23 protein-coding genes are annotated in these 24,805 nt (G+C 65.1%); 13 read left to right on the plus strand and 10 right to left on the minus strand.

The window, feature by feature from the left end:
• The first annotated feature begins 3 nt into the window (after positions 1-3).
• The 4 genes from argH to ACN0V4_RS16875 all read left to right on the plus strand — a co-directional run bounded on the left by argH (position 4) and on the right by ACN0V4_RS16875 (position 5,896).
• Positions 4-1,395: an argininosuccinate lyase gene (gene argH, locus ACN0V4_RS16860; protein ID WP_417678229.1), complete on the plus strand. Its 1,392-nt coding sequence runs from the start codon at positions 4-6 to the stop codon at positions 1,393-1,395.
• A gap of 186 nt (positions 1,396-1,581) precedes the next feature.
• On the plus strand, positions 1,582-1,899 hold the full coding sequence (locus ACN0V4_RS16865; RefSeq protein ID WP_417678231.1) for a DUF2834 domain-containing protein: 318 nt from the start codon (positions 1,582-1,584) through the stop codon (positions 1,897-1,899).
• 124 nt (positions 1,900-2,023) lie between these two features.
• Positions 2,024-3,289, plus strand: a complete 1,266-nt coding sequence (gene lysA, locus ACN0V4_RS16870) for a diaminopimelate decarboxylase (protein ID WP_417678233.1) — start codon at positions 2,024-2,026, stop codon at positions 3,287-3,289.
• 63 nt (positions 3,290-3,352) lie between these two features.
• Positions 3,353-5,896 (plus strand): TIGR02302 family protein, encoded by a 2,544-nt coding sequence (locus ACN0V4_RS16875; RefSeq protein ID WP_417678234.1) that lies wholly within the window; start codon positions 3,353-3,355, stop codon positions 5,894-5,896.
• A gap of 88 nt (positions 5,897-5,984) precedes the next feature.
• Here ACN0V4_RS16875 and ACN0V4_RS16880 read toward each other — a convergent pair whose 3' ends face one another.
• Positions 5,985-6,902, minus strand: coding sequence for a zinc-ribbon domain-containing protein (locus ACN0V4_RS16880; protein WP_417678236.1), 918 nt, complete (start codon positions 6,900-6,902; stop codon positions 5,985-5,987).
• 179 nt (positions 6,903-7,081) lie between these two features.
• Between ACN0V4_RS16880 and ACN0V4_RS16885 the strand changes: the two genes are divergently transcribed.
• The 5 genes from ACN0V4_RS16885 to ACN0V4_RS16905 all read left to right on the plus strand — a co-directional run bounded on the left by ACN0V4_RS16885 (position 7,082) and on the right by ACN0V4_RS16905 (position 10,863).
• Entirely contained in the window at positions 7,082-7,759 is a 678-nt protein-coding gene (locus ACN0V4_RS16885; protein ID WP_417678238.1) for a cell division ATP-binding protein FtsE, read from the plus strand.
• Positions 7,756-8,655: a cell division protein FtsX gene (locus ACN0V4_RS16890; protein ID WP_417678240.1), complete on the plus strand. Its 900-nt coding sequence runs from the start codon at positions 7,756-7,758 to the stop codon at positions 8,653-8,655. The genes ACN0V4_RS16885 and ACN0V4_RS16890 overlap by 4 nt, the downstream gene beginning before the upstream one ends.
• Positions 8,655-9,392, plus strand: coding sequence for a lysophospholipid acyltransferase family protein (locus tag ACN0V4_RS16895; protein ID WP_417678242.1), 738 nt, complete (start codon positions 8,655-8,657; stop codon positions 9,390-9,392). Before ACN0V4_RS16890 ends, ACN0V4_RS16895 begins: the two co-directional genes overlap by 1 nt.
• Positions 9,379-9,984 carry a pyridoxamine 5'-phosphate oxidase family protein gene (locus tag ACN0V4_RS16900; protein WP_417678244.1) on the plus strand — a complete coding sequence of 202 codons (606 nt, stop codon included), beginning with the start codon at positions 9,379-9,381 and terminating at the stop codon, positions 9,982-9,984. The genes ACN0V4_RS16895 and ACN0V4_RS16900 overlap by 14 nt, the downstream gene beginning before the upstream one ends.
• 492 nt (positions 9,985-10,476) lie before the next feature.
• Positions 10,477-10,863, plus strand: a complete 387-nt coding sequence (locus tag ACN0V4_RS16905; protein WP_417678246.1) for a hypothetical protein — start codon at positions 10,477-10,479, stop codon at positions 10,861-10,863.
• Positions 10,864-11,057: 194 nt separating this feature from the next.
• On the opposite strand, the gene lpdA is transcribed toward ACN0V4_RS16905, so the two are convergent.
• The 9 genes from lpdA to ACN0V4_RS16950 form a co-directional block, all read right to left on the minus strand.
• Positions 11,058-12,446: a dihydrolipoyl dehydrogenase gene (gene lpdA / locus ACN0V4_RS16910; protein WP_417678248.1), complete on the minus strand. Its 1,389-nt coding sequence runs from the start codon at positions 12,444-12,446 to the stop codon at positions 11,058-11,060.
• A gap of 87 nt (positions 12,447-12,533) precedes the next feature.
• The gene (locus tag ACN0V4_RS16915) at positions 12,534-12,923 is read right to left on the minus strand and encodes an MAPEG family protein (RefSeq protein WP_417678250.1); all 390 of its coding nucleotides are present in this window, start codon (positions 12,921-12,923) and stop codon (positions 12,534-12,536) included.
• A 139-nt stretch (positions 12,924-13,062) separates the two neighbouring features.
• Positions 13,063-14,529, minus strand: a complete 1,467-nt coding sequence (gene odhB / locus ACN0V4_RS16920) for a 2-oxoglutarate dehydrogenase complex dihydrolipoyllysine-residue succinyltransferase (RefSeq protein WP_417678252.1) — start codon at positions 14,527-14,529, stop codon at positions 13,063-13,065.
• Positions 14,530-14,536: 7 nt separating this feature from the next.
• Positions 14,537-17,494: a 2-oxoglutarate dehydrogenase E1 component gene (locus ACN0V4_RS16925; protein ID WP_417678254.1), complete on the minus strand. Its 2,958-nt coding sequence runs from the start codon at positions 17,492-17,494 to the stop codon at positions 14,537-14,539.
• Between the two features lie 459 nt (positions 17,495-17,953).
• Complete coding sequence (sucD, locus tag ACN0V4_RS16930) at positions 17,954-18,835, minus strand: succinate--CoA ligase subunit alpha (RefSeq protein WP_417678256.1); 882 nt, start codon at positions 18,833-18,835, stop codon at positions 17,954-17,956.
• A gap of 1 nt (position 18,836) precedes the next feature.
• Positions 18,837-19,262: a hypothetical protein gene (locus tag ACN0V4_RS16935; protein WP_417678258.1), complete on the minus strand. Its 426-nt coding sequence runs from the start codon at positions 19,260-19,262 to the stop codon at positions 18,837-18,839.
• A gap of 3 nt (positions 19,263-19,265) precedes the next feature.
• Positions 19,266-20,459, minus strand: a complete 1,194-nt coding sequence (gene sucC, locus ACN0V4_RS16940; RefSeq protein WP_417678260.1) for an ADP-forming succinate--CoA ligase subunit beta — start codon at positions 20,457-20,459, stop codon at positions 19,266-19,268.
• A 299-nt stretch (positions 20,460-20,758) separates the two neighbouring features.
• Complete coding sequence (gene mdh, locus ACN0V4_RS16945; RefSeq protein WP_417678262.1) at positions 20,759-21,721, minus strand: malate dehydrogenase; 963 nt, start codon at positions 21,719-21,721, stop codon at positions 20,759-20,761.
• 279 nt (positions 21,722-22,000) lie between these two features.
• Positions 22,001-22,144 carry a hypothetical protein gene (locus ACN0V4_RS16950; protein ID WP_417678264.1) on the minus strand — a complete coding sequence of 48 codons (144 nt, stop codon included), beginning with the start codon at positions 22,142-22,144 and terminating at the stop codon, positions 22,001-22,003.
• On the opposite strand from ACN0V4_RS16950, the gene ACN0V4_RS16955 reads away from it, so the two are divergent.
• From ACN0V4_RS16955 to ACN0V4_RS16970, 4 genes are read left to right on the plus strand one after another with little or no spacing between them, the layout of a single operon-like run.
• Positions 22,143-23,000, plus strand: a complete 858-nt coding sequence (locus tag ACN0V4_RS16955) for an HpcH/HpaI aldolase/citrate lyase family protein (RefSeq protein ID WP_417678266.1) — start codon at positions 22,143-22,145, stop codon at positions 22,998-23,000. The genes ACN0V4_RS16950 and ACN0V4_RS16955 overlap by 2 nt on opposite strands.
• 6 nt (positions 23,001-23,006) lie before the next feature.
• Positions 23,007-23,561: an NnrU family protein gene (locus tag ACN0V4_RS16960; RefSeq protein WP_417678268.1), complete on the plus strand. Its 555-nt coding sequence runs from the start codon at positions 23,007-23,009 to the stop codon at positions 23,559-23,561.
• On the plus strand, positions 23,558-23,764 hold the full coding sequence (locus ACN0V4_RS16965; RefSeq protein ID WP_417678270.1) for a DUF1737 domain-containing protein: 207 nt from the start codon (positions 23,558-23,560) through the stop codon (positions 23,762-23,764). The genes ACN0V4_RS16960 and ACN0V4_RS16965 overlap by 4 nt, the downstream gene beginning before the upstream one ends.
• On the plus strand, positions 23,764-24,795 hold the full coding sequence (locus ACN0V4_RS16970) for a MaoC family dehydratase (protein ID WP_417678272.1): 1,032 nt from the start codon (positions 23,764-23,766) through the stop codon (positions 24,793-24,795). The genes ACN0V4_RS16965 and ACN0V4_RS16970 overlap by 1 nt, the downstream gene beginning before the upstream one ends.
• The last annotated feature ends 10 nt before the right edge of the window (positions 24,796-24,805 follow it).

Below are 24,805 nucleotides of genomic sequence, written 5' to 3' on the forward strand. Positions count from 1 at the left end.
GCCATGACAGATCAATCCTCGAACCAGATGTGGGGCGGCCGCTTTGCCGCCGGACCGGACGCGATCATGGAGGCGATCAATGCCTCGATCGGGTTCGACAAGCGGATGGCGGCGCAGGATATCGCCGGTTCCAGGGCCCATGCCGCCATGCTGGCCGCGACAGGCGTCATCAGCGATAGCGATGCCGAGGCCATTCGGGAAGGGCTTCTCACGGTCTTGTCAGAGATCGAGGCCGGAACCTTTCAATTCTCTACCGCGCTGGAGGACATCCACATGAATGTGGAAGCCCGGCTGAAGGAGATCATCGGCGAACCCGCCGGCCGTCTGCACACCGGCCGGTCGCGCAATGACCAGGTGGCGACCGATTTCAAGCTCTGGGTCCGCGATCAGTTCGACGCGGCGGAGGCGGGGCTCATCGCGCTCATTCACGCGCTCCTGGCCCAGGCGGAGGCCGGCGCCGATTGGGTGATGCCGGGCTTTACCCATCTGCAGACCGCGCAGCCGGTGACCTGGGGTCATCACATGATGGCCTATGTCGAGATGTTCGGCCGCGACCTGTCGCGCGTGCGTGATGCCCGCAAGCGGATGAACGAATGCCCGCTGGGCGCCGCCGCGCTGGCCGGTACCTCCTTCCCGATCGACCGCCACATGACGGCCGAGGCGCTGGGGTTTGACCGGCCGTCGGCCAACAGCCTCGATGCCGTGTCGGACCGCGATTTCGCGCTGGAGTTCCTGTCAGTCGCCTCGATCAGCGCCATGCACCTGAGCCGCTTTGCCGAGGAGCTGGTGATCTGGTCCTCGGCCCAGTTCCGTTTCGTGGCGCTCAGCGACCGCTTCTCGACCGGCTCGTCGATCATGCCGCAGAAGAAGAACCCCGATGCGGCGGAACTGATCCGTGCCAAGATCGGCCGCATCTTCGGCGCCAATACCGCGCTGATGATGGTGATGAAGGGGCTGCCCTTGGCCTATTCCAAGGACATGCAGGAAGACAAGGAACAGGTCTTCGATGCCGCCGACAACTGGATGCTGGCGCTGGCGGCGATGGAGGGCATGGCCAAGGACATGACCGCCAACCGCAAAAGCCTGGCCGCCGCCGCCGGCTCCGGCTTCTCCACCGCCACCGATCTGGCCGACTGGCTGGTGCGGGTGCTGAAGGTGCCGTTCCGCGACGCCCACCATGTCACCGGCACCCTGGTGGCCATGGCCGAGAAGAAGGGCTGCGATCTGCCCGATCTGACCCTGGCGGAGATGCAGAGCGTCTATCCCGGTATCACCGAGGATATTTTCACCGTGCTCGGCGTCGACAACTCGGTCAATTCGCGGCTGTCTTATGGCGGCACCGCCCCCAAGCGGGTGCGCGAACAGATCGCGCGGTGGAAAGAGGCGCTGGCATGATCCGGGTGGTTCTGCTGACGCTGGTGGCCTGCGCCGGGCTGGCCGCCTGCGGCGTCGATGGCGCCCCGATCCCGCCCAGCCGGGCGGCCCATTCCGGACCGGCGGCGGCGTTCTGATCTCCCTATCCCTCTGGCCCCGCCCGGGGCCGGAGGCTATCCTGCGCCGGAGCGAGAGAAGGAACCACCGATGTCGCCCCTGCGCATGATCTATCTGGCCCTGGCGATCTGGGGGGCCGCCCATCCGATGGCGCATCTGGCGCGCTGGGCGTCGCAGAACGGTTTCTCCCCCTCCGGGCTGATCGCCGAATGGCTGTCCTCTCCCGCCAGCGCGGCGCTGACCTGGGATCTGGTGATCTCGGCCATCGCGCTGACCGTCTTCATCCTGGCGGAGGTGTCGGTGCGGCGGAATTGGATCGCGCTTGTCGCCATCCCCGCGACCTTCCTCATCGGGGTGAGTTGCGGCTTGCCGCTCTATCTGTTCCTGCGCAGCCGCCCGGTGGTCTGACCTCGGGTCACTTTTTCTCGTTTCTTAACCGGGAAGAGCCAAAAGGCTGCAAGCCGCAGCGGCGGAAAGATCCCGGCGCGCGTTTGCAATTGAACTGTGCTGCGGATTCTCTTAAGCGCGCGGTATGGATCATTTTCTCTACAGAGATGGCGCTCTCTACGCCGAAGATGTCCCGCTGACCGAAATCGCGGCCGCGGTGGGGACGCCCTTCTATGTCTATTCGACCGCGACGCTGCTGCGTCACTTCAACCTGTTCGATCAGGCGCTGGCGGGGATGGACCATCTGGTCTGCTACGCGGTCAAGGCCGCGTCGAATCAGGCGATCCTCAAGACCCTGGCCGAGGCGGGGGCGGGGATGGATGTGGTCTCTCAGGGGGAATACCGACGCGCCAAGGCCGCCGGCGTCCCGGGCGACAAGATCGTCTTTTCCGGCGTCGGCAAGACCGCCGATGACATCCGCACCGCGCTGATCGGCGGCATCCGCCAGTTCAACGTCGAATCCGAGCCGGAGCTTGAGGTGATCAGCGCCGTGGCGCAGGAGCTCGGCGTGGTTGTCCCGATCACCGTCCGGGTCAACCCGGATGTAGACGCCAAGACCCACGCCAAGATCGCCACCGGCAAGTCCGAGAACAAATTCGGCATCCCGATCGCCCGCGCCCGCGCCGTCTATGCCCGCGCGGCTGAGCTGCCTGGGATCGAGGTGATCGGCATCGACGTCCACATCGGCAGCCAGCTCACCCAGCTCGACCCCTTCGAACAGGCCTATAAGAAGGTTGCCGAGCTGACCGAGCAATTGCGCGCCGATGGCCACAATATCCGCCGGCTCGATCTGGGGGGCGGTCTGGGCATTCCCTATACCCGCTCGAACGATGCGCCGCCGCTGCCGTCGGATTATGGCGCGCTGATCGAGCGCACGCTGGGCCATCTGGGCTGCGAGATCGAGATCGAACCGGGCCGGCTGATCGTCGGCAACGCCGGGCTGATGGTCTCCGAGGTCATCTATGTCAAACACGGCGAGGGGCGCGATTTCCTCATCGTCGACGCGGCGATGAACGATCTGATCCGCCCGGCGATGTACGAGGCGCATCACGACATCGTGCCGGTTGTTGAACCTGCCCCCGGGGTCGAGGCGAAGCCGATCGACATCGTGGGGCCGATCTGCGAGACCGGCGACACCTTCGCGCGGCAGCGCCCGATGCCGCCGCTGGCCGCCGGTGATCTGATCGCCTTCCGCAGCGCCGGCGCCTATGGGGCCGCGATGTCGAGTGAATACAACAGCCGGCCGCTGATCCCCGAGGTGCTGGTGAAGGGGGACCAGTTCGCGGTAATCCGCCGACGGCCGACCTTTGACGAAATGATAAATCGCGATACCATCCCGGAATGGCTCTGACCCTCCCGGGGCCGTGATGGAGTGTGATCGCCTATGGCTCGGGCGCCTGATGCCGACCCCGTGATGAAGTCTTTGCGTCTGCCGCTCGCGCTGACGCAGGCCGGCATGCTGGCTGAACGTCTGTTGCGGGCCTTCTGGCCGGTGCTCTCGATCGTCATGGCGGTGCTGGCGGCGCTGATGCTGGGGCTGCACGAACTTGCCCCGATCGAGGTGGTCTGGGTGTTGGGCGTCATCGCCAGCCTGGCCACGCTCTGGTTCACCTTTCGTGGGGCGCGGCGGTTCCGCTGGCCCCGCCGGGCAGAGGCGCTGGCACGGCTTGACGAAACCCTGCCGGGGCGGCCGATCCAGGCGCTGTTCGACAATCAGGCGATCGGTGCGGGCGATGCGGCCTCGGCGGCGGTCTGGCGGGCGCACCAGGCCCGGATGGCGGCCAGGGCGGCCCAAGCGCGGGCGGTTCGACCCGATCTGCAACTGGCCCGCCGCGATCCCTATGCGCTGCGCTATGTGGCGCTGCTGGCGCTGCTGGTCGGGCTGCTCTTCGGATCGATCTGGCGGGTGGGTTCGATCACCCAGATGACCCCGGGCGCGACGCCTGTCGCCGGCGGCCCATCCTGGGAGGGCTGGGCAGAGCCGCCGCGCTATACCGGCCTGCCGACGCTCTATCTGAACGACATCACCGACGACGAGCTGCGGCTGCCCGAGAACAGCAAGATCACCCTGCGTTTCTATGGCGAGATCGGCGCGCTGACCCTGGCGGAGACCGTCTCGGGCCGCACCGGAGAGGTGCCCTCGGCCTCGGATCCTCAGCAGGATTTCACCGTGACCCGCAACGGCACCCTGAGGATTGACGGACCGGGCGGGCACGAGTGGAAGGTTTCGGTCATCCGCGACGCGGCGCCGGTGATCGGCATCACCGGCCCGGCCGAGGTCGCGGCCGAGGGGGCGATGTCGCTGCCCTTCCGCGCCCGTGACGATTATGGCGTCGTTTCGGGCCAGGCGGTGATCGATCTCGACATGGATCAGATCAAGCGCCGCTATGGTCTTGCCGTGGCGCCGGAACCGCGCGAGCCCATCACGATCGATCTGCCGATGCCGATCACTGGCGAGCGTAAGGATTTCAACGAAAAACTGATCGAGGATTTCTCAAAACACCCCTGGGCCAACCTGCCGGTGATCATCACGCTCAGCGCGATGGATGCCGCCGGGCAAAAGGGGATGTCGGAACCCTATGCCACGCCGCTGCCGGCACGACGGTTCTTTGATCCGCTGGCCGCCGCCATCGCCGAACAGCGGCGCGACCTGCTGTGGTCGCGCGAGAACGCGGCGCGGGTGGCACAGGTGCTGCGGGCGATCTCCTACCGCCCGGACGAGGTGTTTCGCTCGCAGACCGCCTATCTGCGGCTGCGCGTCGTGCTGCGTCGGTTGGAGAATTACACCGCCCATGGGCTGACCGTGGCCGAGCGCGATGAGGTGGCCGAGGCGCTCTGGACCCTGGCGATGCTGCTGGAAGAGGGCGATCTGAGCGATGCGCTGGAGCGGCTGCGCCGGGCGCAGGAACGGCTGACCGAGGCGATGAAAAACGGTGCCAGCGATCAGGAGATCGCCGAGCTGATGCAGGAACTGCGCGAGGCGACCGACAATTATCTGCGCCAACTCAGCCGGCAGGCGCGCGAGAACGGCGAGGAGAACGATCAGAACAGCCCTTCGGAAAACTCGCTGGAGATGACGCAGGACGATCTGCAGCGGATGATGGATCGAATTCAGGAGCTGATGGAACAGGGGCGCATGGCCGAGGCGCAGCAGGCGCTGCAGGAGCTTCAGCAGATGATGGAGAACATGCGTGTCACCCAGGGGCAGGGGCAGAGCGGCCCCTCGGACGGGCAACGTGCGATGGACGGGCTGGCCGACACCCTGCGCAATCAGCAGGGGCTGAGCGATCAGGCCTTCCGCGATCTGCAGGAACAGTTCAGCCCCGGCTCCGGCATCGGTCAATCCGAGCAGAACCAGGGCCGCAACGGCGGCCAGGGGCGTGGGCAGAGCCACGAGGGCCAGCAGGGCCAGGGCGGTGGCGAGGGCAACGCGCAGCAGGGCACGCCGGGGCAGCAACCGGGCGAAGGCTCGCTCGCTGATCGGCAGCAGACGCTCCGGCACGAGCTGGAGCGGCAGCAGGGCAACCTGCCCGGCGCCGGCACCCCCGAAGGCGATGCCGCCCGCGATGCGCTTGACCGCGCCGGGCGCGCGATGGACGGCGCCGAAGAGGCGCTGCGCCAGGATGATCTGGCCGAGGCGATCGACAAGCAGTCCGAGGCGATCGAGGCGCTGCGCGAGGGCTTGCGGTCCCTGGGCGAGGCGATGGCGCAAGAGAGCCGGCAGGGCCAGCCGGGGCAGGGAATGGCCGAGGGCGGCGCCCAGGGCAGCGCCCGCGATCCGCTTGGGCGGGACGCCGGCGCCAATGGCGCGGTCGGATCGGATCAAGGCATGCTGCAGGGCGAGGATGTCTATCGCCGGGCGCGCGACCTACTGGATGAAATCCGCCGCCGCTCGGGCGAGGGCACGCGGCCGCCGGTTGAACTCGACTACCTGCGCCGGCTGCTCGACCGCTTCTGAACATTGTCCTGAACGAAAACACCCCCGGAGATCGTCAGGAGCTCCGGGGGTGTCATTGTTCGGTGGTCGGCTTGGCCGGGCGGGCGGATCACTCCGCCCCTTGGCCGCCCAGCTTGGCGTCGATCCAGTAACGCGCCTGGTCGATCATCGCCACATAGGCGCTGAGCGCCGGATCGGCCTGCGGCACGGCGCGGGCGATGCGCGGGGCATTGGCGTAGACGATCAGCAGGAAGGCCCCGAGGATCAGTGCCACGGCGAAGCCGCGCATGAAGCCGCTGCGGGGGCGGTCCTCTGCCTCCATCGCGTTGTCGGCCATCGCGGCGCGGGTCGCGGCGCCGCCGGCGCGCAGGGTCGAGTTGATCTCTTCGATATCGGGGAGCAGATCGCGGCGCGAGACAGCGGGTGACGGGGCTGGGGCGTTGTCTTCGTCCTCATCCTCGAACTTGTCATAGCTGCTGCGCCGGGCCCGGAGCGTCGAATCTGCTGCCTGTCGCGGCCCCAGGTCCTCATCTTCGTAATCATAGCTGTCCAGCCCAAGATCCGGCTGGCTTTCCAGCCCGACGGCTTCCTTGGCGCGCAGCCGCACCTCGCGCTCGGCCTCCTGGCGCAGGATGTCCGAAATGGAGGTATCGAGCGCCGACCGGGCCGGGGCTGCCGGCGGTTCGGCCGCAGGTTCCTCTTCCGCCTCCTCGTCGGGGGGCAGGTCCGGCTCCGGCTCCGCCTCGGGGGCGGTGGGCTCCGGCGGTGTTGGCTCATGGTCCTCGGCGGCCTCGAAGCCCAGCCATTCCTCCTCGTCGGTGATGGCGGTGCGCAGCTCCTCCTCGGCGGAGGTTTCGGCGGCCCAATCGTCCTGTTCCGCCTCGTCGATCGGCGGGGCGGGATTGGCGGGGTGATCCTGGAACCAGGTGTGGCTGCAGGCCGAACATTGCACGTCGCGCCCGTCGAGGGGGATCACCTCGTCCGGCACTTCGTATTGTGCTCCGCAATTCGGACATGTCAGACGCATGCAGCCCTCCTGGCCCCGGCGAAATTCCCTAACGTTTGCCCGATCATAGGGCGCAACTGCGATCCGGGGAAGAGAGGAAACCCGCCCGTTTGGCACTCTGGCCCCGGTCGCGACGCGCTTCCCATTGAAAACAGGTCTCCGCTAGGGCACAAGACCGTGTGGAAACCAGGGGGCAGCGCGTGATCGAGCTGGAGGATGTCGGCTACAGCTATGGCGGTGGTGAGCTGCTGAGCAATGTCTCGGTCAAGCTGGCGCCGGGGTCGTTCCATTTCCTGACGGGCCCTTCCGGGGCCGGCAAGACGACGCTGCTGAAACTCTGCTACGGGGCGTTGAAGCCTACGTCGGGCCGGATTCTGGCCTTTGACGCCGACATGCGCGGGCTCGACCGCGATCAGATGGCGCTGCTGCGCCGGCGGATCGGCGTGGTGCATCAGGATTGCCGGTTTCTCGACCATCTGCCGCTGGCCGACAATATCGCCCTGCCGCTGGTGGTCTCGGGCCGCGACATGCTGCGCGAGGCAGAGAACCTGCGCGAACTGATTTCCTGGGTGGGGCTGTCGGCGCGGGCCGACGCGCTGCCGCCGGAACTGTCGGGCGGCGAACGCCAGCGCGCGGCGCTGGCCCGCGCCGTGATCATGTCGCCCGATGTGGTGCTGGCGGACGAACCCACCGGCAACGTCGATTGGGACATGTCGATGCGGCTGCTGCGGCTGCTGGTCGAACTGAACCGGATGGGCAAGACCGTGCTGATCGCCAGCCATGACCTGTCGCTGATTCGCGCCGCCAAGAGCCAGGTTCAGGCCCGGGTGTTGCGGATTTCCAACCGGCGACTGCAACTGGCGGGGGCGGATCTGTGAATCGGGGAACGATCCGCAGCTATTTCATCGGCGACGCCCAGGCCGACCGTGTGGTGCCGCCCTCGGGCTTTACCGCGCAGCTGACGCTGTTCGCTGCCGGAGCCATGGCCTTTCTGGCGGTCTTCGCGCTGGCGCTGTCGCTGGCCTCTGGCCGATTGGCGCATCGCTGGGCGAGTGAGCTGGCGCGCAGCGCCACGCTCCGGATCACCGCACCGCAAGACCAACTGGCCGATCAGACCGCCATGGCGCTTAAGATCCTGCGCCAGACGCCGGGGGTGGCCCGTGCCCGCGCGCTCTCGCCCGAGGAACAGGCGACGCTGCTGGCGCCCTGGTTCGGCCCGGGGCTGGATCTGTCGACCCTGCCGATGCCGCAGTTGATCGAGGTGACCGAGGACGAGACCGGCTATGACGCGCAGGGGCTGCGGCTGCGGCTCGCGGCCGAGGTGCCGGGTGCCGTGCTGGATGATCACACCCGCTGGCGCAAGCCGCTGGTCGAGGCGGCGACCTCGCTCAGGCGGTTGGGACTGATCTCGATCCTGCTGATCGGCGGTGCGATGGCGGCGATGATCACCCTTGCGGCCAATGCGGCGCTTGCCGCCAACGCCCAGGTGATCGAGGTGCTGCGCCTGGTCGGGGCCAAGGACGCCTATATCGCCAGCGCCTTCGTGCGCCGCTTCACCATTCGCGCGCTGATTGGCGCCGCCATCGGGACCGTGCTGGGGCTGGGCGGTGTCCTGTTGCTGCCGGCCGCCTCGGACGAGGGCGGTTTTCTCACCGGTCTGGGCTTTCAGGGGCTCGACTGGCTGTGGCCGCTGCTGATTCCCCTTCTCGGTGCGCTGGTGGCCTTCGGCGCCACCTGGGCCGCCGCCCGCCGTCGTCTCAAGGAACTGACGTAATGCGCAAGCTGCTGCAACCGTTGCTGTCGCTGATCTATATCGTGCAGGTCTACATCGCCATGGCGGTGCTGGGGCTCCTGTTCACCCCCTGGGCGATCCTGTCGAAACGCGGCGCGCTGGTGGCCTGCAAGTTCTATGCCCGCTACGCGATCTGGACCGCGGGCTGGATGCTGGGGCTGCGGACCGAGGTGCGCGGCACCGTTCCGACCGGCGAGGTTCTGGTCGCGGCCAAGCATCAGTCGTTCTTCGACATCCTGGTGATCTTCAAGGCCCTGCCGCATGCCAAGTTCATCATGAAGAAGGAACTGATGTGGACCCCCTTCATCGGCCTCTTTGCCAAGCGGCTGGGCTGCATCCCGGTCGATCGCAAGAAGCGGGGCAGGGCGATCGCCAAGATGGTCAAGGATGTGGCCGCCGAGTTTTCGGAACCCGGGCAGCTTGTCATCTATCCCCAGGGCACCCGCGTCGCCCCGGGAGAGCATCAGCCCTATAAGGTCGGGCCGGCGGTGCTCTATGAGGGCACCGGCTATCCCTGCGTGCCGGTGGCGACCAATGTCGGACTGTTCTGGCCGCGCAAGGGGATCATGCGTTATCCTGGTCTGGGCGTGGTCGAATTTCTCGACCCGATCCAGCCGGGGGTGGAACGGCATGAGTTCATGACCCGGCTCGAACAGGAGATCGAGACGCATTCGGATGGGCTGATGGCCGAGGCGAGGGGCGGCAATGGAGTTCATTGACGAGATCGAGGCGCTTGAAGCGCATTATGGCGAGCCGCCGGAGGCGGCGATCATCAAGGTCGCCAAATGGCTGACCCCCTGCTACCGGCAATGGATCATGGCCTCGCGGCTGTGCATCCTGAGCACGGTCGGCCCCGAGGGCACCGATGGCAGCCCCCGCGGCGATGATGGCCCGGTGGTGATGGAGCTTGACCCCGAAACCCTGGCGCTGCCTGACTGGCGCGGCAACAACCGGATCGACAGCCTGCGCAACATCGTGCGCGATCCCCGCGTGTCGCTGCTGTTCCTGGTACCGGGGTCGGACAATGTCATCCGCGTCAACGGCACAGCGAAGATCACCGTGGATGACGATCTGCGGGCGAAGTTCGAAAAGAACGGGCGCCTGCCCATCGCCGTGATCGTGATCCGGATCGAAGAGGTCTATGCCCAATGCGCCCGCGCGCTGGTGCGGGCAAAGACCTGGCGCTCTGGCGATGAGAGCCACCTGGTGCCCAGCGTTGGCCAGATGCTGAGCGAGATGACCAAGGGCAGCTTTGACGGCGTCGCCTACGACAAGGCCTGGCCGGAACGACGGGACCAAAACCTCTGGTGAGACATACCTTTCCGGTCCGGTCGGAGAGGTGGGAGCGGGTAGAGGCGCGGGGGCTTTCGCGGGCGCATCCAGACGGCCTTCGGCCTGTCCCTGACCCGGCCGAGGTCGTCTTCCGCAAGATGCAATCCCGGGTCTTCGCACAGCGGGGCGGCGGAGGCGGGGTCATCGGTGATCTCGCTCGTTGCCCCCCCCTCGGGCCCCTCGCGGGGGGCCGTGCGGTTGAACAGGCCGTTCCCAGGGTCATCATCGAAGCCCGTCAGCATCAGGTTGCCGAAACCGGCGACCGTCGCCTTGCCCCGGGCGAGAGCTGCCCTCGGGGTGCGGGGGGATGCATCAAGCTCTTTGAAAGGGACCATCGGAAACGGTGGCGGAGAACAATCCTGATTTGTGGGATCAATGCCTCAGGGTTGTATTTTAAGTTTCCTGTGAAATAAAATTTCTAGCCTCTCTTCCTTCTCTGTTGCGCGTCCGACGGGTAAAAGAGGGTGCCTAATGAAGAAAATCTCCGCCGTAATTCTTTCGCTTTCCGCATTTTTCCTATCGGGTTGTGCGAAAAAAGCAGAAGACATTCAAGCTTCCTATATTTCCCCTTTGGCTTACAAATCTTTCAGTTGTCGGCAGATTCAGGAGGAAAGAACCAGGATCAGCCAGAGAGCCGGGCAAGTCGCCGGAGTTCAGAACAAAAAGGCGCGCGACGATGCCGTTGCGACGGGTGTGGCGATTGTTCTGTTCTGGCCTGCGGCTTTCTTTATCAAAGGCGATCAGGAAACGGCCGGAGAACTCGCGCGTCTGAAGGGCGAGCTGGATGCGCTTGAGCAGACGAGTATTCAAAAGAACTGTGGCATCGTGTTCAAGAAAGAGCCTGCTCCGGAAGAATAACATGGGGCCTGGGCCTCGGGGGAGCTGTTCTGAGGATCGGTCACGATTGGAAACAGGTTCCAAAATAGAACAGGCGAGCACTCTCTGCAGAGTGCCCGCCTGTTCTATTTTTAATGCACCACAGCCCCGAGGCTTCGGTCGATGCTGAACACCCGCCGCGGCGATGCGCGGCGGGCGAAAGGATCAGACGTGGATCAAACGTGGATCGGACCGTCGCCGCAGGCCAGCGCCGCTTCGCGCACCGCTTCCGAATAGGTCGGGTGGGCGTGGCAGGTCAGCGCGATATCCTCGGCCGCGGCGCCGAATTCCATGGCGACGCAGATCTCGTGGATCAGTTCACCGGCCGACGGGCCGATGATGTGGCAGCCGAGGATGCGGTCGGTCTCCTTGTCGGCGAGGATCTTGACGAAGCCCTCGGTCGAGAAGGTCGCCTTGGCGCGGCCGTTGCCCATGAAGGGGAACTTGCCGACCTTATAGGCGCGGCCCTCTTCCTTGAGCTGTTCTTCGGTCTTGCCGACGCTGGCGACCTCGGGGGTGGTGTAGATCACGCCGGGGATCACGCCATAGTTCACATGGCCATGCTTGCCGGCGATCTGCTCGGCCACCGCCATGCCCTCGTCCTCGGCCTTGTGGGCCAGCATCGGGCCGGGGATCACGTCGCCGATGGCATAGATGCCCTTGACGTTGGTCTGCCAGTCGGCGCCGACCTTGATCTGGCCGCGCGGCAGCATCTCGACGCCGAGCGCCTCCAGACCCAGGCCTTCGGTATAGGGCTTGCGGCCGGTGGCGACGAGGACCGCGTCGGCCTCGATCTCATGCTCGCTGTCGTCCTTGCGCAGCTTGTAGGTGACCTTGGCCTTGCCCTTGGCGATCTCGGTCTTCTGCACGGCGGCGCCCATGATGAACTCCATGCCCTGCTTCTTCAGGATGCGCTGGAAGCTCTTCTGCACCTCGCCGTCCATGCCGGGGGTCACGAGATCGAGGAATTCGATCACGGTGACTTCGGCGCCGAGGCGCGAATAGACCGAACCGAGTTCCAGCCCGATGACGCCGGCGCCGATGATCACCATCTTCTTCGGCGTCTTGGCCAGTTCCAGCGCGCCGGTCGAGGTCACGACGGTCTTTTCATCAATCTCGACGCCCGGCAGCGCGGCGGGTTCCGAACCGGTGGCGATGATGATGGACTTGGCTTCGTGCACTTCGTCGCCGACCTTGACCTTGCCGGCCTCGGGGATCGAGCCCCAGCCCTGCAGCCAGTCGACCTTGTTCTTCTTGAACAGGAACTCGATGCCCTTGGTGTTGCTCTCGATCACCTCGTCCTTGTAGGCCAGCATCTGTTTCCAGTCGACCTTGGGCGCCGGACCCTTGAGGCCCATCTTGGCGAAGTTGTGCTCGGCCTCGTGCAGCTCGTGGGTGGCGTGCAGCAGCGCCTTCGACGGGATGCAGCCGACGTTCAGGCAGGTGCCGCCAAGGGCGCCACGGCCTTCGACACAGGCGGTCTTCAGCCCGAGCTGGGCGCAGCGGATGGCGCAGACATAGCCGCCGGGGCCGCCGCCGATGATGATCACGTCATATGTTGCCATGGGTAGGCTCCTTTCGTTGAGGGGGGAGGGGGGCCTTGCCCCCCGGCCTGCGGCCGCCCCCCGGAGTATTTCGACAGAGAAGAAGGGTCATATCAGCGCTGCCAGCAGCATGAAGATGGTGGCGAGAAAGCCAACCGTCCAGATGATCGAGCGCCCCGGCGTCCAGCCACGCGCATAGGCCGGGATATAGAGGACGCGGGCGGCCAGGTAGAGCCAGGCGCAGGCGGCGGTGAAGCGAGAGGATTGGCCCGAGAGGGTGATCACCACGCAGGCGATGGTGAAAAGCACCAGCCCTTCGAAATGGTTGTCAAGCGCGCGCTGCAGCCGTCCGGCCACGCCGGTGAGCTGCTTGGGCTCGTCCCGCGGCGAGGCGGCATAGGCGCCACCGACCTGTTTCTGCGCGCTGACGGCGAAGAGACCGATCTGGACCACCTGCAGCAGGGCGGCGAGGGTGAGAGCGGTGAGTTCCGGCGTCATGGTTCAATCTCGGTCGTTCGGAGGTCCGTCACCGTCTTGGAGAGGTCTTGGCAAGCCATGTTGTCTCCTAACCAATCCGAGGCGCGAGGCGGGAGAGAGCCCGCCTCGCATCGACCGGGCGTTGCCCGGCTCTCTGGTCTTACAGATCCATCAGCAGGCGACGGGGATCTTCCAGCGCTTCCTTGACCCGCACCAGGAAGGTCACGGCGCCCTTGCCGTCGACGATGCGGTGGTCATAGGACAGCGCCAGGTACATCATCGGGCGGATCTTGATCTCGCCGTTGATGACCATCGGGCGGTCCTGGATCTTGTGCATGCCGAGGATACCGGATTGCGGCGGGTTCAGGATCGGCGAGGACATCAGCGAGCCATAGACGCCGCCGTTCGAGATGGTGAAGGTGCCGCCCTGCATTTCCGCCATGCTGAGCTTGCCGTCACGGGCGCGCTTGCCCTTTTCGGCGATCGCCTTCTCGATCTCGGCGAAGGACATCTGGTCGGCGTCGCGGATGACCGGAACCACCAGGCCTTGGGGCGTGCCCGCGGCCACGCCCATGTGGACGTAGTTCTTGTAGAGGATGTCGGTGCCGTCGATCTCGGCGTTGACTTCCGGGACTTCCTTCAGCGCGTGGCAGCAGGCCTTGGTGAAGAAGGACATGAAGCCCATGCGGACGCCGTGCTTCTTCTCGAACTCGTCCTTGTACTTGTTGCGCAGCGCCATCACCTCGGTCATGTCCACCTCGTTGTAGGTGGTCAGGATGGCGGCGGTGTTCTGCGCGTCCTTCAGGCGGCGGGCGATGGTCTGCCGCAGGCGGGTCATCTTCACCCGTTCCTCGCGGGCGGCGTCATCGGCCGGAACCGGGGCGCGCGGTGCGGCCGGGGCCGGCTGTGCCGGAGCGGCGGCGGAGATGCCGGCGGCCAGCGCCTTTTGCACGTCTTCCTTCATCACGCGACCGTCGCGGCCGGTGCCGGTGACCTGCGCGGCCGAGAGGCCGGCGGCAGCCATCGCCTTTTGCGCCGAGGGGGCGTTTTCCACGTCCTTGGCGCCGGAAGCGGCGGCGGCGGCGGCCGGCGCCGGGGCTGCGGCGGGGGCAGCGGCGACACCGGCGGCGGAGCCCGAGATCACCGCGAGCTTGGCGGCGGCGTCGACGGTGGTGCCTTCGGGCGCCAGGATCTCAGCCAGGACGCCGGCGGCGGGGGCGGGAACCTCGACCGAAACCTTGTCGGTTTCCAGCTCGCAGAGCATCTCGTCCTGGGCGACGGTATCGCCGACCTTCTTGAACCAGGTGGCGACGGTGGCCTCGGTCACGGATTCACCCAGGGGGGGGACCATGACGTCGACGCTGCCGGGGTCGCCCGTGGCCGCACCGGCGCCTCCGGCGATGGTGGCGAGCAGGGCGTCGACGCCGACGGTTTCGCCCTCGGCGGCGACGATTTCGCCCAGGGTGCCGGCGGCCGGGCTCGGCACTTCGACGGTCACCTTGTCGGTTTCCAGCTCGCAGAGCATCTCATCGACCGCGACGGCATCGCCGGGCTTCTTGAACCAGGTGGCCACGGTGGCCTCGGTGACGGATTCGCCAAGCGTGGGGACGCGAACTTCGATAGTCATTGTTCCGTTATCCTTCGATCGTCAGCGCTTCGTTCACGAGCGCCTCTTGTTGGGCTTTGTGTTGGCTGGCCAGACCCGTGGCGGGCGAGGCCGAAGTGAGGCGGCCGACATAGCGCGGCCGCTGGTGCTTGGCCCCAATGCGGGTCAGCGCCCATTCGATATTGGGCTCGATGAAGGTCCAGGCGCCCTGGTTCTTGGGCTCTTCCTGGCACCAGATCATCTCGGCCCCCTTGAACCGCTCCAGTTCCTTGACCAGCGAGATCGCCGGGAAGGGATAGAACTGTTCGATCCTGAGCAGATAGACATCGTCGATGCCGCGGGCGTCGCGTTCTTCCAGCAGGTCGTAATAGACCTTGCCCGAGCACATCACGACGCGGCGGATCTTGTCGTCGGTCGCCAACTGGGTGGTCGAGTTGCCGCGTTCCGCATCATCCCACAGGACACGGTGGAAGCTGGACCCGGTGGTGAAATCCTCGGCCTTGCTGATCGCCAGCTTGTGGCGCAGCAGCGACTTCGGCGTCATCAGGATCAGCGGCTTGCGGAACGAGCGGTGCAGCTGCCGGCGCAGGATGTGGAAGTAGTTCGCCGGGGTCGAGCAGTTGGCGACGATCATGTTGTCCTGACCGCACATCTGCAGATAGCGCTCGAGCCGGGCAGAGCTGTGTTCCGGGCCCTGACCTTCGAAACCATGCGGCAGCAGGCAGACCAGGCCCGACATCCGCAGCCATTTGCTTTCGCCCGAGCTGATGAACTGGTCGAACATGATCTGCGCGCCGTTGGCGAAGTCGCCGAACTGGGCTTCCCACAGGGTCAGCGCGTTCGGTTCCGCCAGCGAATAGCCGTACTCGAAGCCGAGCACCGCATATTCCGAAAGCATCGAGTCGATGACTTCGTAATTCGCCTGACCCGCGCGGATGTGGTTCAGCGGATAATAGCGTTCCTCGGTGTCCTGGTTGATCAGGCCCGAATGGCGCTGGCTGAAGGTGCCGCGGGTGGAGTCCTGGCCGGCCAGGCGCACGCGGTAGCCTTCGGTCAGCAGCGAGCCGAAGGCCAGCGCCTCGCCGGTCGCCCAGTCGAAGCCTTCACCGGTCTCGAACATCTCTTTCTTGGAGTCGAGCAGGCGGGCGACCGTCTTGTGCAGCGCGAAGCCATCCGGCACGGCGGTCAGGCCACGGCCGACCTCCTGCAGGGTTTCCGGAGCGATCGCGGTTTCGCCGCGAACGTATTCCTCGCCCTCGCGGTTCAGGCCCGACCAGCGCCCATCCAGCCAGTCGGCCTTGTTGGGTTTATAGTCCTTGCCGGCCTCGAACTCTTCATTCAGGTGCGCCTGGAAGGCGGCCTTCATGTCCTCGATCTCGCCCTCGGGGATCAGCCCGTCCTTCACCAGCGTCTCGGTATAGAGGCTGAGCGTGGTCTTGTGGGTCTTGATCTTCTTGTACATCACCGGGTTGGTGAACATCGGCTCGTCGCCTTCGTTGTGACCGAAGCGGCGATAGCAGAACATGTCGATGACCACGTCCTTGTGGAACTTCTGCCGGAATTCGGTCGCCACCTTGGCGGCGTGAACGACGGCCTCGGGATCATCCCCGTTGACGTGGAAGATCGGCGCCTCGACCATCAGGGCGATATCGGTCGGATAGGGCGAGCTGCGCGAGAAATGCGGCGCCGTGGTGAAACCGATCTGGTTGTTGACGACGAAGTGGATGGTGCCGCCGGTGCGATGGCCGCGCAGACCAGACAGGCCGAAGCACTCCGCCACGACGCCCTGGCCGGCAAAGGCCGCATCACCGTGCAGCAGCACGGTCAGCACGGCGGTGCGGGTTTCCTGATCGTTCAGCTGGTCCTGCTTGGCGCGGGCCTTGCCCAGGCAGACCGGGTTCACCGCCTCGAGGTGCGAGGGGTTGGCGGTCAGGCTGAGGTGGACCTTGTTGCCGTCGAATTCGCGGTCCGACGAGGCGCCGAGGTGATATTTCACGTCGCCCGAACCGTCCACGTCATCCGGCTTGAAGCTGCCGCCCTGGAATTCGTTGAAGATGGCGCGGTAGGGTTTGCTCATCACGTTGGCGAGCACGGAAAGCCGGCCGCGGTGCGGCATGCCGATGATGATTTCCTTCACACCCAGCGCGCCGCCGCGCTTGATGATCTGTTCCATCGCCGGGATCAGCGCTTCGCCGCCGTCGAGGCCGAACCGTTTGGTCCCCATGTATTTCACATGCAGGAATTTCTCGAAGCCCTCGGCCTCGACCATCTTGTTCAGGATCGCCTTGCGGCCCTCGCGGGTGAACTGGATTTCCTTGCCCAGCCCCTCGATGCGCTCTTTCAGCCAGGCGGCTTCCTCGGGGTTCGAGATATGCATGTATTGCAGCGCGAAGGTGCCGCAATAGGTGCGCTTCATGATGTCGACGATCTGCCGCATCGAGGCGAGCTGGAGGCCCAGCACGTTGTCGATGAAGATCGGCCGGTCCATGTCGGCCTCGGTGAAGCCATAGGTCTTGGGATCAAGCTCGGGGTGCGGGTTTTCCTCGCGCATGCCGAGCGGGTCCAGATCGGCGACCAGATGGCCGCGGATGCGATAGGCGCGGATCAGCATCAGCGCGCGGATCGAATCCAGCACCGAGCGTTTCAGTTGTTCGTCAGAGACGGTGACGCCCTTGGCCTCGGCCTTCTTGGCGATCTTTTCGCCGGCGGCCTTGGCCTCGGCCACCGGCCATTCGCCGGTCAGCGCCGCGGTCAGGTCGTCGGTCGGCATCGGCGGCCAGTCGCTGCGCGCCCAGGAGGGGCCCTTTGCCTCGGCCTTCACGTCGATCTCGCTGTCGCCGAGCTGGCGGAAGAACTCGGCCCAGGCGGCGTCGACCGCATTGGGGTCGCCGGCATATTGGGCGTAAAGCTGGTCGAGATATTCCGCGTTCTGCCCCTGCATGAAGCTGGAAGCGTGGAAGAAATCGTTGGGGGAGTGCTCTGTCATTTTGTTACCTCTGAGCGTCTAGCGCACGGATATCTGAATGGGCGGGGTCGGATCGGTCACGCGGCCGGTCCCGGCGGAGCCGGGACTGAACCCTGCGGTCCAAATCCGAACGGTCGTAGCGGAAATCTGGTGGCGGACGCGAATCTCCCCTAGGCTGGGGGCAGTTCCTTGTCCGCAGAGAAGACGGGCCATGACGCTGGCCGGAGCGGGGGCGGGGCGGCCCTGAGGGCCGGCATCGCACCGTGGGGGGAGGGGAACGCTCATGCCGACACCGCGCGCGGGCATGCACGACCGGCAGCGCGTCCTGCGCCTGGCCGGAGGTTGGTCCGTTCCTGCGACATGTCGACTGGCATCAGCCAGGCCTCCAGTGGATTGCGCCGCCCTTTGCCGGGGCGGCGCCAGTCATACAGAACCGTCTCGTCGGGCGATATGCGACCGCCCGACGCTCTTAGTCTTTGTTCAGCCGATTGCCTTCAGCACGGCTTCGCCCAGTTGGGCGGGGCTGTCAGCAACGACGATGCCGGCCGAGAGCATGGCTTCGATCTTGCTTTCCGCGTCGCCCTTGCCGCCCGACACGATCGCGCCGGCGTGGCCCATGCGGCGGCCCGGAGGGGCGGTGCGGCCAGCGATGAAACCGGCGACCGGCTTCCAGCGGCCCTTCTTCTTCTGTTCGGCGAGGAATTCAGCGGCTTCCTCTTCGGCGGAGCCGCCGATTTCGCCGATCATGATGATCGATTGGGTTTCCGGATCGTCCAGGAACATGTCGAGCACGTCGATGTGTTCGGTACCCTTGATCGGGTCGCCGCCGATACCCACGGCCGAGGATTGGCCCAGACCCACGTCCGAGGTCTGTTTCACAGCCTCATAGGTCAGGGTGCCGGAACGCGACACCACGCCGACCGAACCGCGCTTGAAGATATTGCCCGGCATGATGCCGATCTTGCAGGCGTCGGGGGTCATGACGCCCGGGCAGTTCGGCCCGATCAGCCGCGACTTGCTGTCGATCAGGGCGCGCTTCACCTTCATCATGTCGAGCACCGGAATGCCCTCGGTGATGCAGACGATCAGCTCGATCTCGGCGTCGATGGCCTCCAGGATCGAGTCGGCCGCGAAGGGCGGCGGCACATAGATCACGGTGGCATTGGCTTCGGTCACGTGCTTGGCTTCGTGCACCGAGTTGAAGACCGGCAGGCCGAGGTGGCTGGTGCCGCCCTTGCCCGGGGTCACGCCGCCGACCATCTTGGTGCCGTAGGCGATTGCTTGTTCGGTGTGGAAGGTGCCTTGGGACCCGGTGATCCCTTGGCAGATGACTTTGGTATTTTCGTCGACGAGTACGGACATTTTAATGTTCCTCGAAGTGCGACCTGACAAAGTCCGCGACTTCGGACTCTATCGAGGTGATCTTGTTGAGTGCGTGTGTGTAAAGGAGTTTGCCAGGCATGGTCTCCGGGATCATCTCGTCGCTATCGCGACGCGGAGTGATCTGATCGAGCGTCAGCGCACGCGCAGGAGCCGCGCCGACGATCTTTACATCGAGCACAAGTTCCTTGTGCCCGCCGGGGCCAGTCTTGTTGGGGAAGCTCTCGATCCGGGCATCCAGGACCGTGCCGCGTGCGGCAAGCCCGTGCCCGCCGGACATCTGGGATGTCCAGACGAACATCTCCTCTCCGGTCCGGACCGTCGACGCCTTGTAGGGGCGCGCATAGATCTGCGCGACACCGTTTTCAGCGACGGTCAGCGGAGGGTCGATTTTCGCGATCAGCGCCATTCCTCAGCCCTTGACCGCTTTCACGATCTTCTCGGCGCCGTCCTTCAGGTCGTCCGCGGCGATCACGTCGAGGCCGGAGGTGTTGATGATCTCCTTGCCCTTCTCGACGTTGGTGCCTTCCAGACGCACCACCAGCGGAACCTTCAGCCCGACTTCCTTCACCGCGGCGACTACGCCCTCGGCGATGACGTCGCAGCGCATGATGCCGCCGAAGATGTTCACCAGGATGCCTTTGACGTTCGGGTCCGAGGTGATGATCTTGAAGGCTTCGGTCACTTTCTCTTTGGTGGCGCCGCCACCGACGTCGAGGAAGTTGGCCGGTTCGGCACCGTAGAGCTTGATGATGTCCATCGTGGCCATCGCGAGGCCCGCGCCGTTCACCATGCAGCCGATCTCACCATCGAGCGCGATGTAGTTCAGATCGTACTTCGAGGCTTCCAGCTCTTTCGGGTCTTCCTCGGTGGTGTCGCGCAGCTCGACGATGTCGGCATGACGGTAGAGCGCGTTGTTGTCGAAGCCCAGCTTGGCGTCGAGCACCTTGAGGTTGCCGTCGGTCATCACGATCAGCGGGTTGATTTCCAGCATCTCCATGTCCTTCTCGATGAAGGCGCGATAGAGATTGCCCATCAGGGCGACGCACTGTTTCACCTGCGCGCCGGTCAGACCCAGCGAGAAGGCGACGCGGCGGCCGTGGAACGGCTGGTAGCCGGTGGCCGGATCGACCGAGAAGCTCAGGATCTTCTCGGGGGTGGAGGCGGCGACCTCTTCGATGTCCATGCCGCCTTCGGTCGAGCAGACGAAGGAGACCCGGCTGGTGCCGCGATCCACCAGAAGCGCGAGATACAGCTCACGCTCGATGTCCGACCCGTCTTCTATGTAGATCCGGTTCACCTGCTTGCCGGCCGGGCCGGTTTGGTGAGTCACGAGGGTCTTGCCCAGCATCTGCTTGGCCAGTTCGGCGGCTTCTTCCACCGATTTGGCCAGGCGCACGCCGCCTTTCTCCCCCGCTTCCGGTTCCTTGAACTTGCCCTTGCCACGGCCGCCCGCATGAATCTGGGCTTTGACGACCCAAAGCGGACCGTCAAGCTCTCCCGCTGCGGTCTTGGCGTCTTCGGCCTTCAGAACGGCACGGCCGTCGGACACCGGCGCGCCGTAGCTGCGCAGAAGCGCCTTGGCTTGGTATTCGTGGATGTTCATGGATAGAATGTCCCGTCTGGCTGCGATTTAGGGTGTATAGGCACGTATTCCCAGCGTAGATAAAGGGTTTTCAGATCCGGGAAAAGGTTTTGCGGCGAAAATCCGCCGTCTGTGATCACACCCTAAAAGCATGTGATCACAAATGAGATTCCGGTTCTAAACACGAACGCGTGATAAGGAATCAAACGCCGTGAAAGGGCCTAGTCATTGCTGCGCTGCGGCAAAGTCGCACCCCGCAGACAAGAAAAGAGCCGGCCATTGCTGGCCGGCTCTTCTTGCAACCGATTTCTCTGTCAGGCTTACGCCAGCGAGCTGTCGATGCCCTTGCAGGCCTCGACCAGGCCTTTGACGGCCGCGACCGACTTGTCGAACATCTCTTGCTCTTCTTTGTTGAGCTTGATGTCGACGATCTTTTCGATGCCGCCGGCGCCGATCACGGTGGGCACGCCCACATACATGTCTTTCACACCCAGCTCGCCGTCGCAGTAGGCGGCGCAGGGCAGAACGCGCTTTTGGTCTTTCAGATAGGCTTCGGCCATTTCGATGGCGCTGGTGGCCGGCGCATAGAAGGCCGAACCGGTCTTCAGCAGGCCGACGATTTCGGCGCCGCCGTCACGGGTGCGCTGCAGGATGCTGTCCAGCTTCTCTTGCGTGGTCCAGCCCATCTCGATCAGGTCGGGCAGCGGGATGCCGGCGACGGTCGAGTAACGAACCGAGGGAACCATGGTGTCGCCGTGGCCGCCCAGAACGAAGGCGGTGACGTCTTTCATCGACACGCCGAATTCCAGCGACAGGAAGTGGCGGAAGCGGGCCGAGTCCAGCACGCCGGCCATGCCGCAGACCTTGTTCGCCGGCAGGCCGGAGAACTGTTGCAGCGCCCAGACCATCGCGTCGAGCGGGTTGGTGATGCAGATCACGAAAGCGTCGGGCGCGTGTTTGCCGATGCCTTCGCCGACCGATTTCATGACTTTCAGGTTGATGCCCAGAAGGTCGTCGCGGCTCATGCCCGGCTTGCGCGGCACACCGGCCGTCACGATGCAGACGTCGGCGCCGGCGATGTCCTCATAGGACTGGGTGCCCTTCAGCGAGGCGTCGAACCCTTCAGAGGGGCCGGATTCGGCGATATCGAGGGCCTTGCCTTCCGGCGTGCCTTCCGCGATGTCGAACAGGATGACATCGCCGAGTTCTTTCAGAGCGGCGAGGTGGGCGAGCGTGCCACCGATCTGACCTGCGCCGATCAGCGCAATCTTGGGTCTGGCCATGGAACTAATCTCCGGTCGGGTTGGAATTTCGCGTTGCCTAGTGCCAATCGAGCCCGCGCGCAAGGCTCCCGCATGTCGCCCCGCTGTGGGACGGTGGCGCGAAAACCCGCGAGATGACGGGAAATCTGCCGGAATTTCGAAGGGTTAGGGACAGGGGTGTCAGGCGAGGCCGGGCTTTTCTTTTTCACGCGCCGTCTCGCAGCTGTGATCTTTCTGGGCATCTTTGAGCCTTGCCGCCGTCTTGCGGGGGCAGGGGGCAGGTGCACGATTCTGGAATTTTCATCCCGGTTTGGCGGCGGCACCGGTCATTTGTTCCCCGGTTTGCCGCAGCGCTTCGCGCTGCAATGCGGCGATTTCCTCTTGAATTTTCCGGAAAAGAATGCCCCTTTCGCGCGCAACATTATGACCCGAGGAGAGATTCATGGACCCCCGCTCGCGCCCCTACCGTTCCGTCCTCTATATCCCCGGCTCCAAGCCGCGCGCGCTGGACAAGGCCCGCGGCCTGCCGGTCGATGCGATCATCTTCGACCTTGAGGATGCCGTCTCCGCCGATGAGAAGGACAATGCCCGCGACACGCTGAAAGAGGCGCTGGCGCAGGGCGGTTATGGTCAGCGGATCAAGATCGTGCGGATCAACGGGCTCGACACTCCCTGGGGTCACGATGACGCCCGCGCCGTGCGCGAGATGGACGCCGATGTGGTGCTGCTGCCCAAGGTGGGCTCTGCCGCCGATCTCGACGCGCTGGCCGCCATCACTGGCGATCTGCCGATCTGGGCGATGATGGAAACCCCGCGCGGCATGCTGAACGCCGCCGAGATCGCGGCGCATCCGGTGCTGACCGGCATGGTGATGGGCACCAACGACCTCGCCAAGGAACTGCAGACCCGCTTTCGCGCCGACCGCCTGCCGATGATGGCGGGGCTTGGCCTGTGCCTGCTGGCCGCCAAGGCCGAGGGGCTGATCATCGTCGATGGCGTCTATAACGCTTTCAAGGATGACGAGGGGCTGGCCGCCGAATGCGCTCAGGGCCGCGACATGGGCTTTGATGGCAAGACGCTGATCCACCCGGCACAGGTGGATGTTGCCAATGCCGCCTTCGCCCCCTCGCCGGAAGAGGTCGATCTGGCCCGTCGCCAGATCGCCGCTTTTGAAGAGGTCGAGGCCTCGGGGCAGGGCGTTGCGGTGGTCGACGGCAAGATTGTCGAAAACCTGCATGTTGCCACGGCGCGGGAGACTCTGGCAAAAGCGGCTGCAATCGAGGCGTTGCAAGCGGGGTAAGCCGGCATGGGCTTTGCACTTTTGATTCTCGGGCTGGCTCTGTGGTGGGCCGCCCATCTGTTCAAGCGGGTGGCGCCGGCGCGCCGCGCCGCCATGGGCGATAAGGCCAAGGGCGTTGTCGCGCTGCTGCTGGTGCTGGCCGTCGTGCTGATGGTGATCGGCTTCCGCGCGACGCCCTTCATTGCGGTCTGGACGCCGCCGGCCTTCATGATCCACATCAACAACCTGTTGGTGTTGATCGCGATCTTCCTGCTCAGCCCGGCTGGCAAGAAGGGCCGTATCCTGCATGGGGTGCGTCACCCGATGCTGGGCGGGATTCACGCCTGGTCCGTCGCGCATCTGTTGGTGAACGGCGATCTGGCCTCGATCATTCTCTTCGGCGGCATCTTCCTCTGGGCGCTGGTCGAGATGAAGGTGATCAACCGGGCCGAGCCGAGCTGGACCCCGGGACCGGTGGGCACCTATGCCAAGGACGCGATGTTCTTCGTCGCCTCAATCGTGCTGATGGGCATCATCGGCTATATTCACGGCCTTCTGGGCTATCCGGTGTTTGGATCATGACCACACTTTATCGTTTCCTGACCGAGGATGACACCTCGGCCTTCTGTCACAAGGTCAGCAAGGCACTGGCCCAGGGCTGGGTGCTGCAAGGGTCGCCGACCTATGCTTTTGATGCGGCGCGCGGCGTGATGCGCTGCGGTCAGGCCGTCACCAAGGAGGTGGAGGTCGCCTATACCCCTGACCTGAAATTGGGAGAGCAATGATGGCCGCCAAGACCAATCCGGGCCGGTTTTTCGAAGATTACGCCGTCGGCGACGTGCTGAAGCATGCGGTGCCGCGCACCGTCTCGGGCGGCGAGCGGGCGCTGTACCATGCGCTCTATCCGGCGCGGCATGCGCTCTATTCCTCCGACACCTTCGCGCAGGATTGCGGTCTGCCGAAATCGCCGATCGACGATCTGGCCGCCTTCCACGTGGTCTTTGGCAAGACGGTGCCGGATGTGTCGCTGAACGCGGTGGCCAACCTCGGCTATGCCGAAGGCCGCTGGCTGCTGCCGGTCTATGAGGGCGATACCCTGCGGTCTGAATCCGAAGTGATCGGGCTGAAGGAAAATTCCAATGGCAAGACCGGCGTGGTCTATGTCCGCACCCGTGGCCTGAACCAGCGCGACGAGGTGGTGATGGACTATGTGCGCTGGGTGATGGTGCGCAAATCCAATCTCGACGCGCCGGCGCCGGAAACCGTGGTGCCCGCGCTGAAAAAGGCACTGGCACCCGCCGATCTGGTGATCCCGGAAGGGCTGGATTTCAGCAACTACGACTTCACGCTGGCCGGAGAGCCGCATCGCTGGGGCGACTACGCGGTGGGCGAGATGATCGACCACGTCGATGGCGTCACCATCGAGGAGGCCGAGCATATGCTGGCCACGCGCCTGTGGCAGAACACCGCCAAGGTGCATTTCGACCTGACCTTCCGCCCCGAGGGCCGGTTGATCTATGGCGGTCACGTCATTTCGATGGCCCGCGCGCTCAGCTTCAACGGTCTGGCGAATGCGCAGATGATCGTCGGGCTGAACGGCGGGGCGCATGCCAACCCCTGTTTCGCCGGGCAGACCATCAAGGCCTGGTCCGAGGTGCTGGACAAGGCCGAGACCGCCGCGCCGGGCGTCGGCGCGATCCGGCTGCGGCTGGTGGCGACCAAGGGCGGCGCGCCCTTCGAGCTGAAGGGCGAGGACGGCAAGTACAAGCCCGAGGTTCTGCTCGATCTCGACTATTGGGCCTTGATGCCGATGTAAGCCTTTGGCG

The sequence above is a fragment of the Pseudodonghicola sp. genome (assembly GCF_048268305.1).
In the GTDB taxonomy this organism is placed as follows: Bacteria; Pseudomonadota; Alphaproteobacteria; order Rhodobacterales; family Rhodobacteraceae; genus Pseudodonghicola.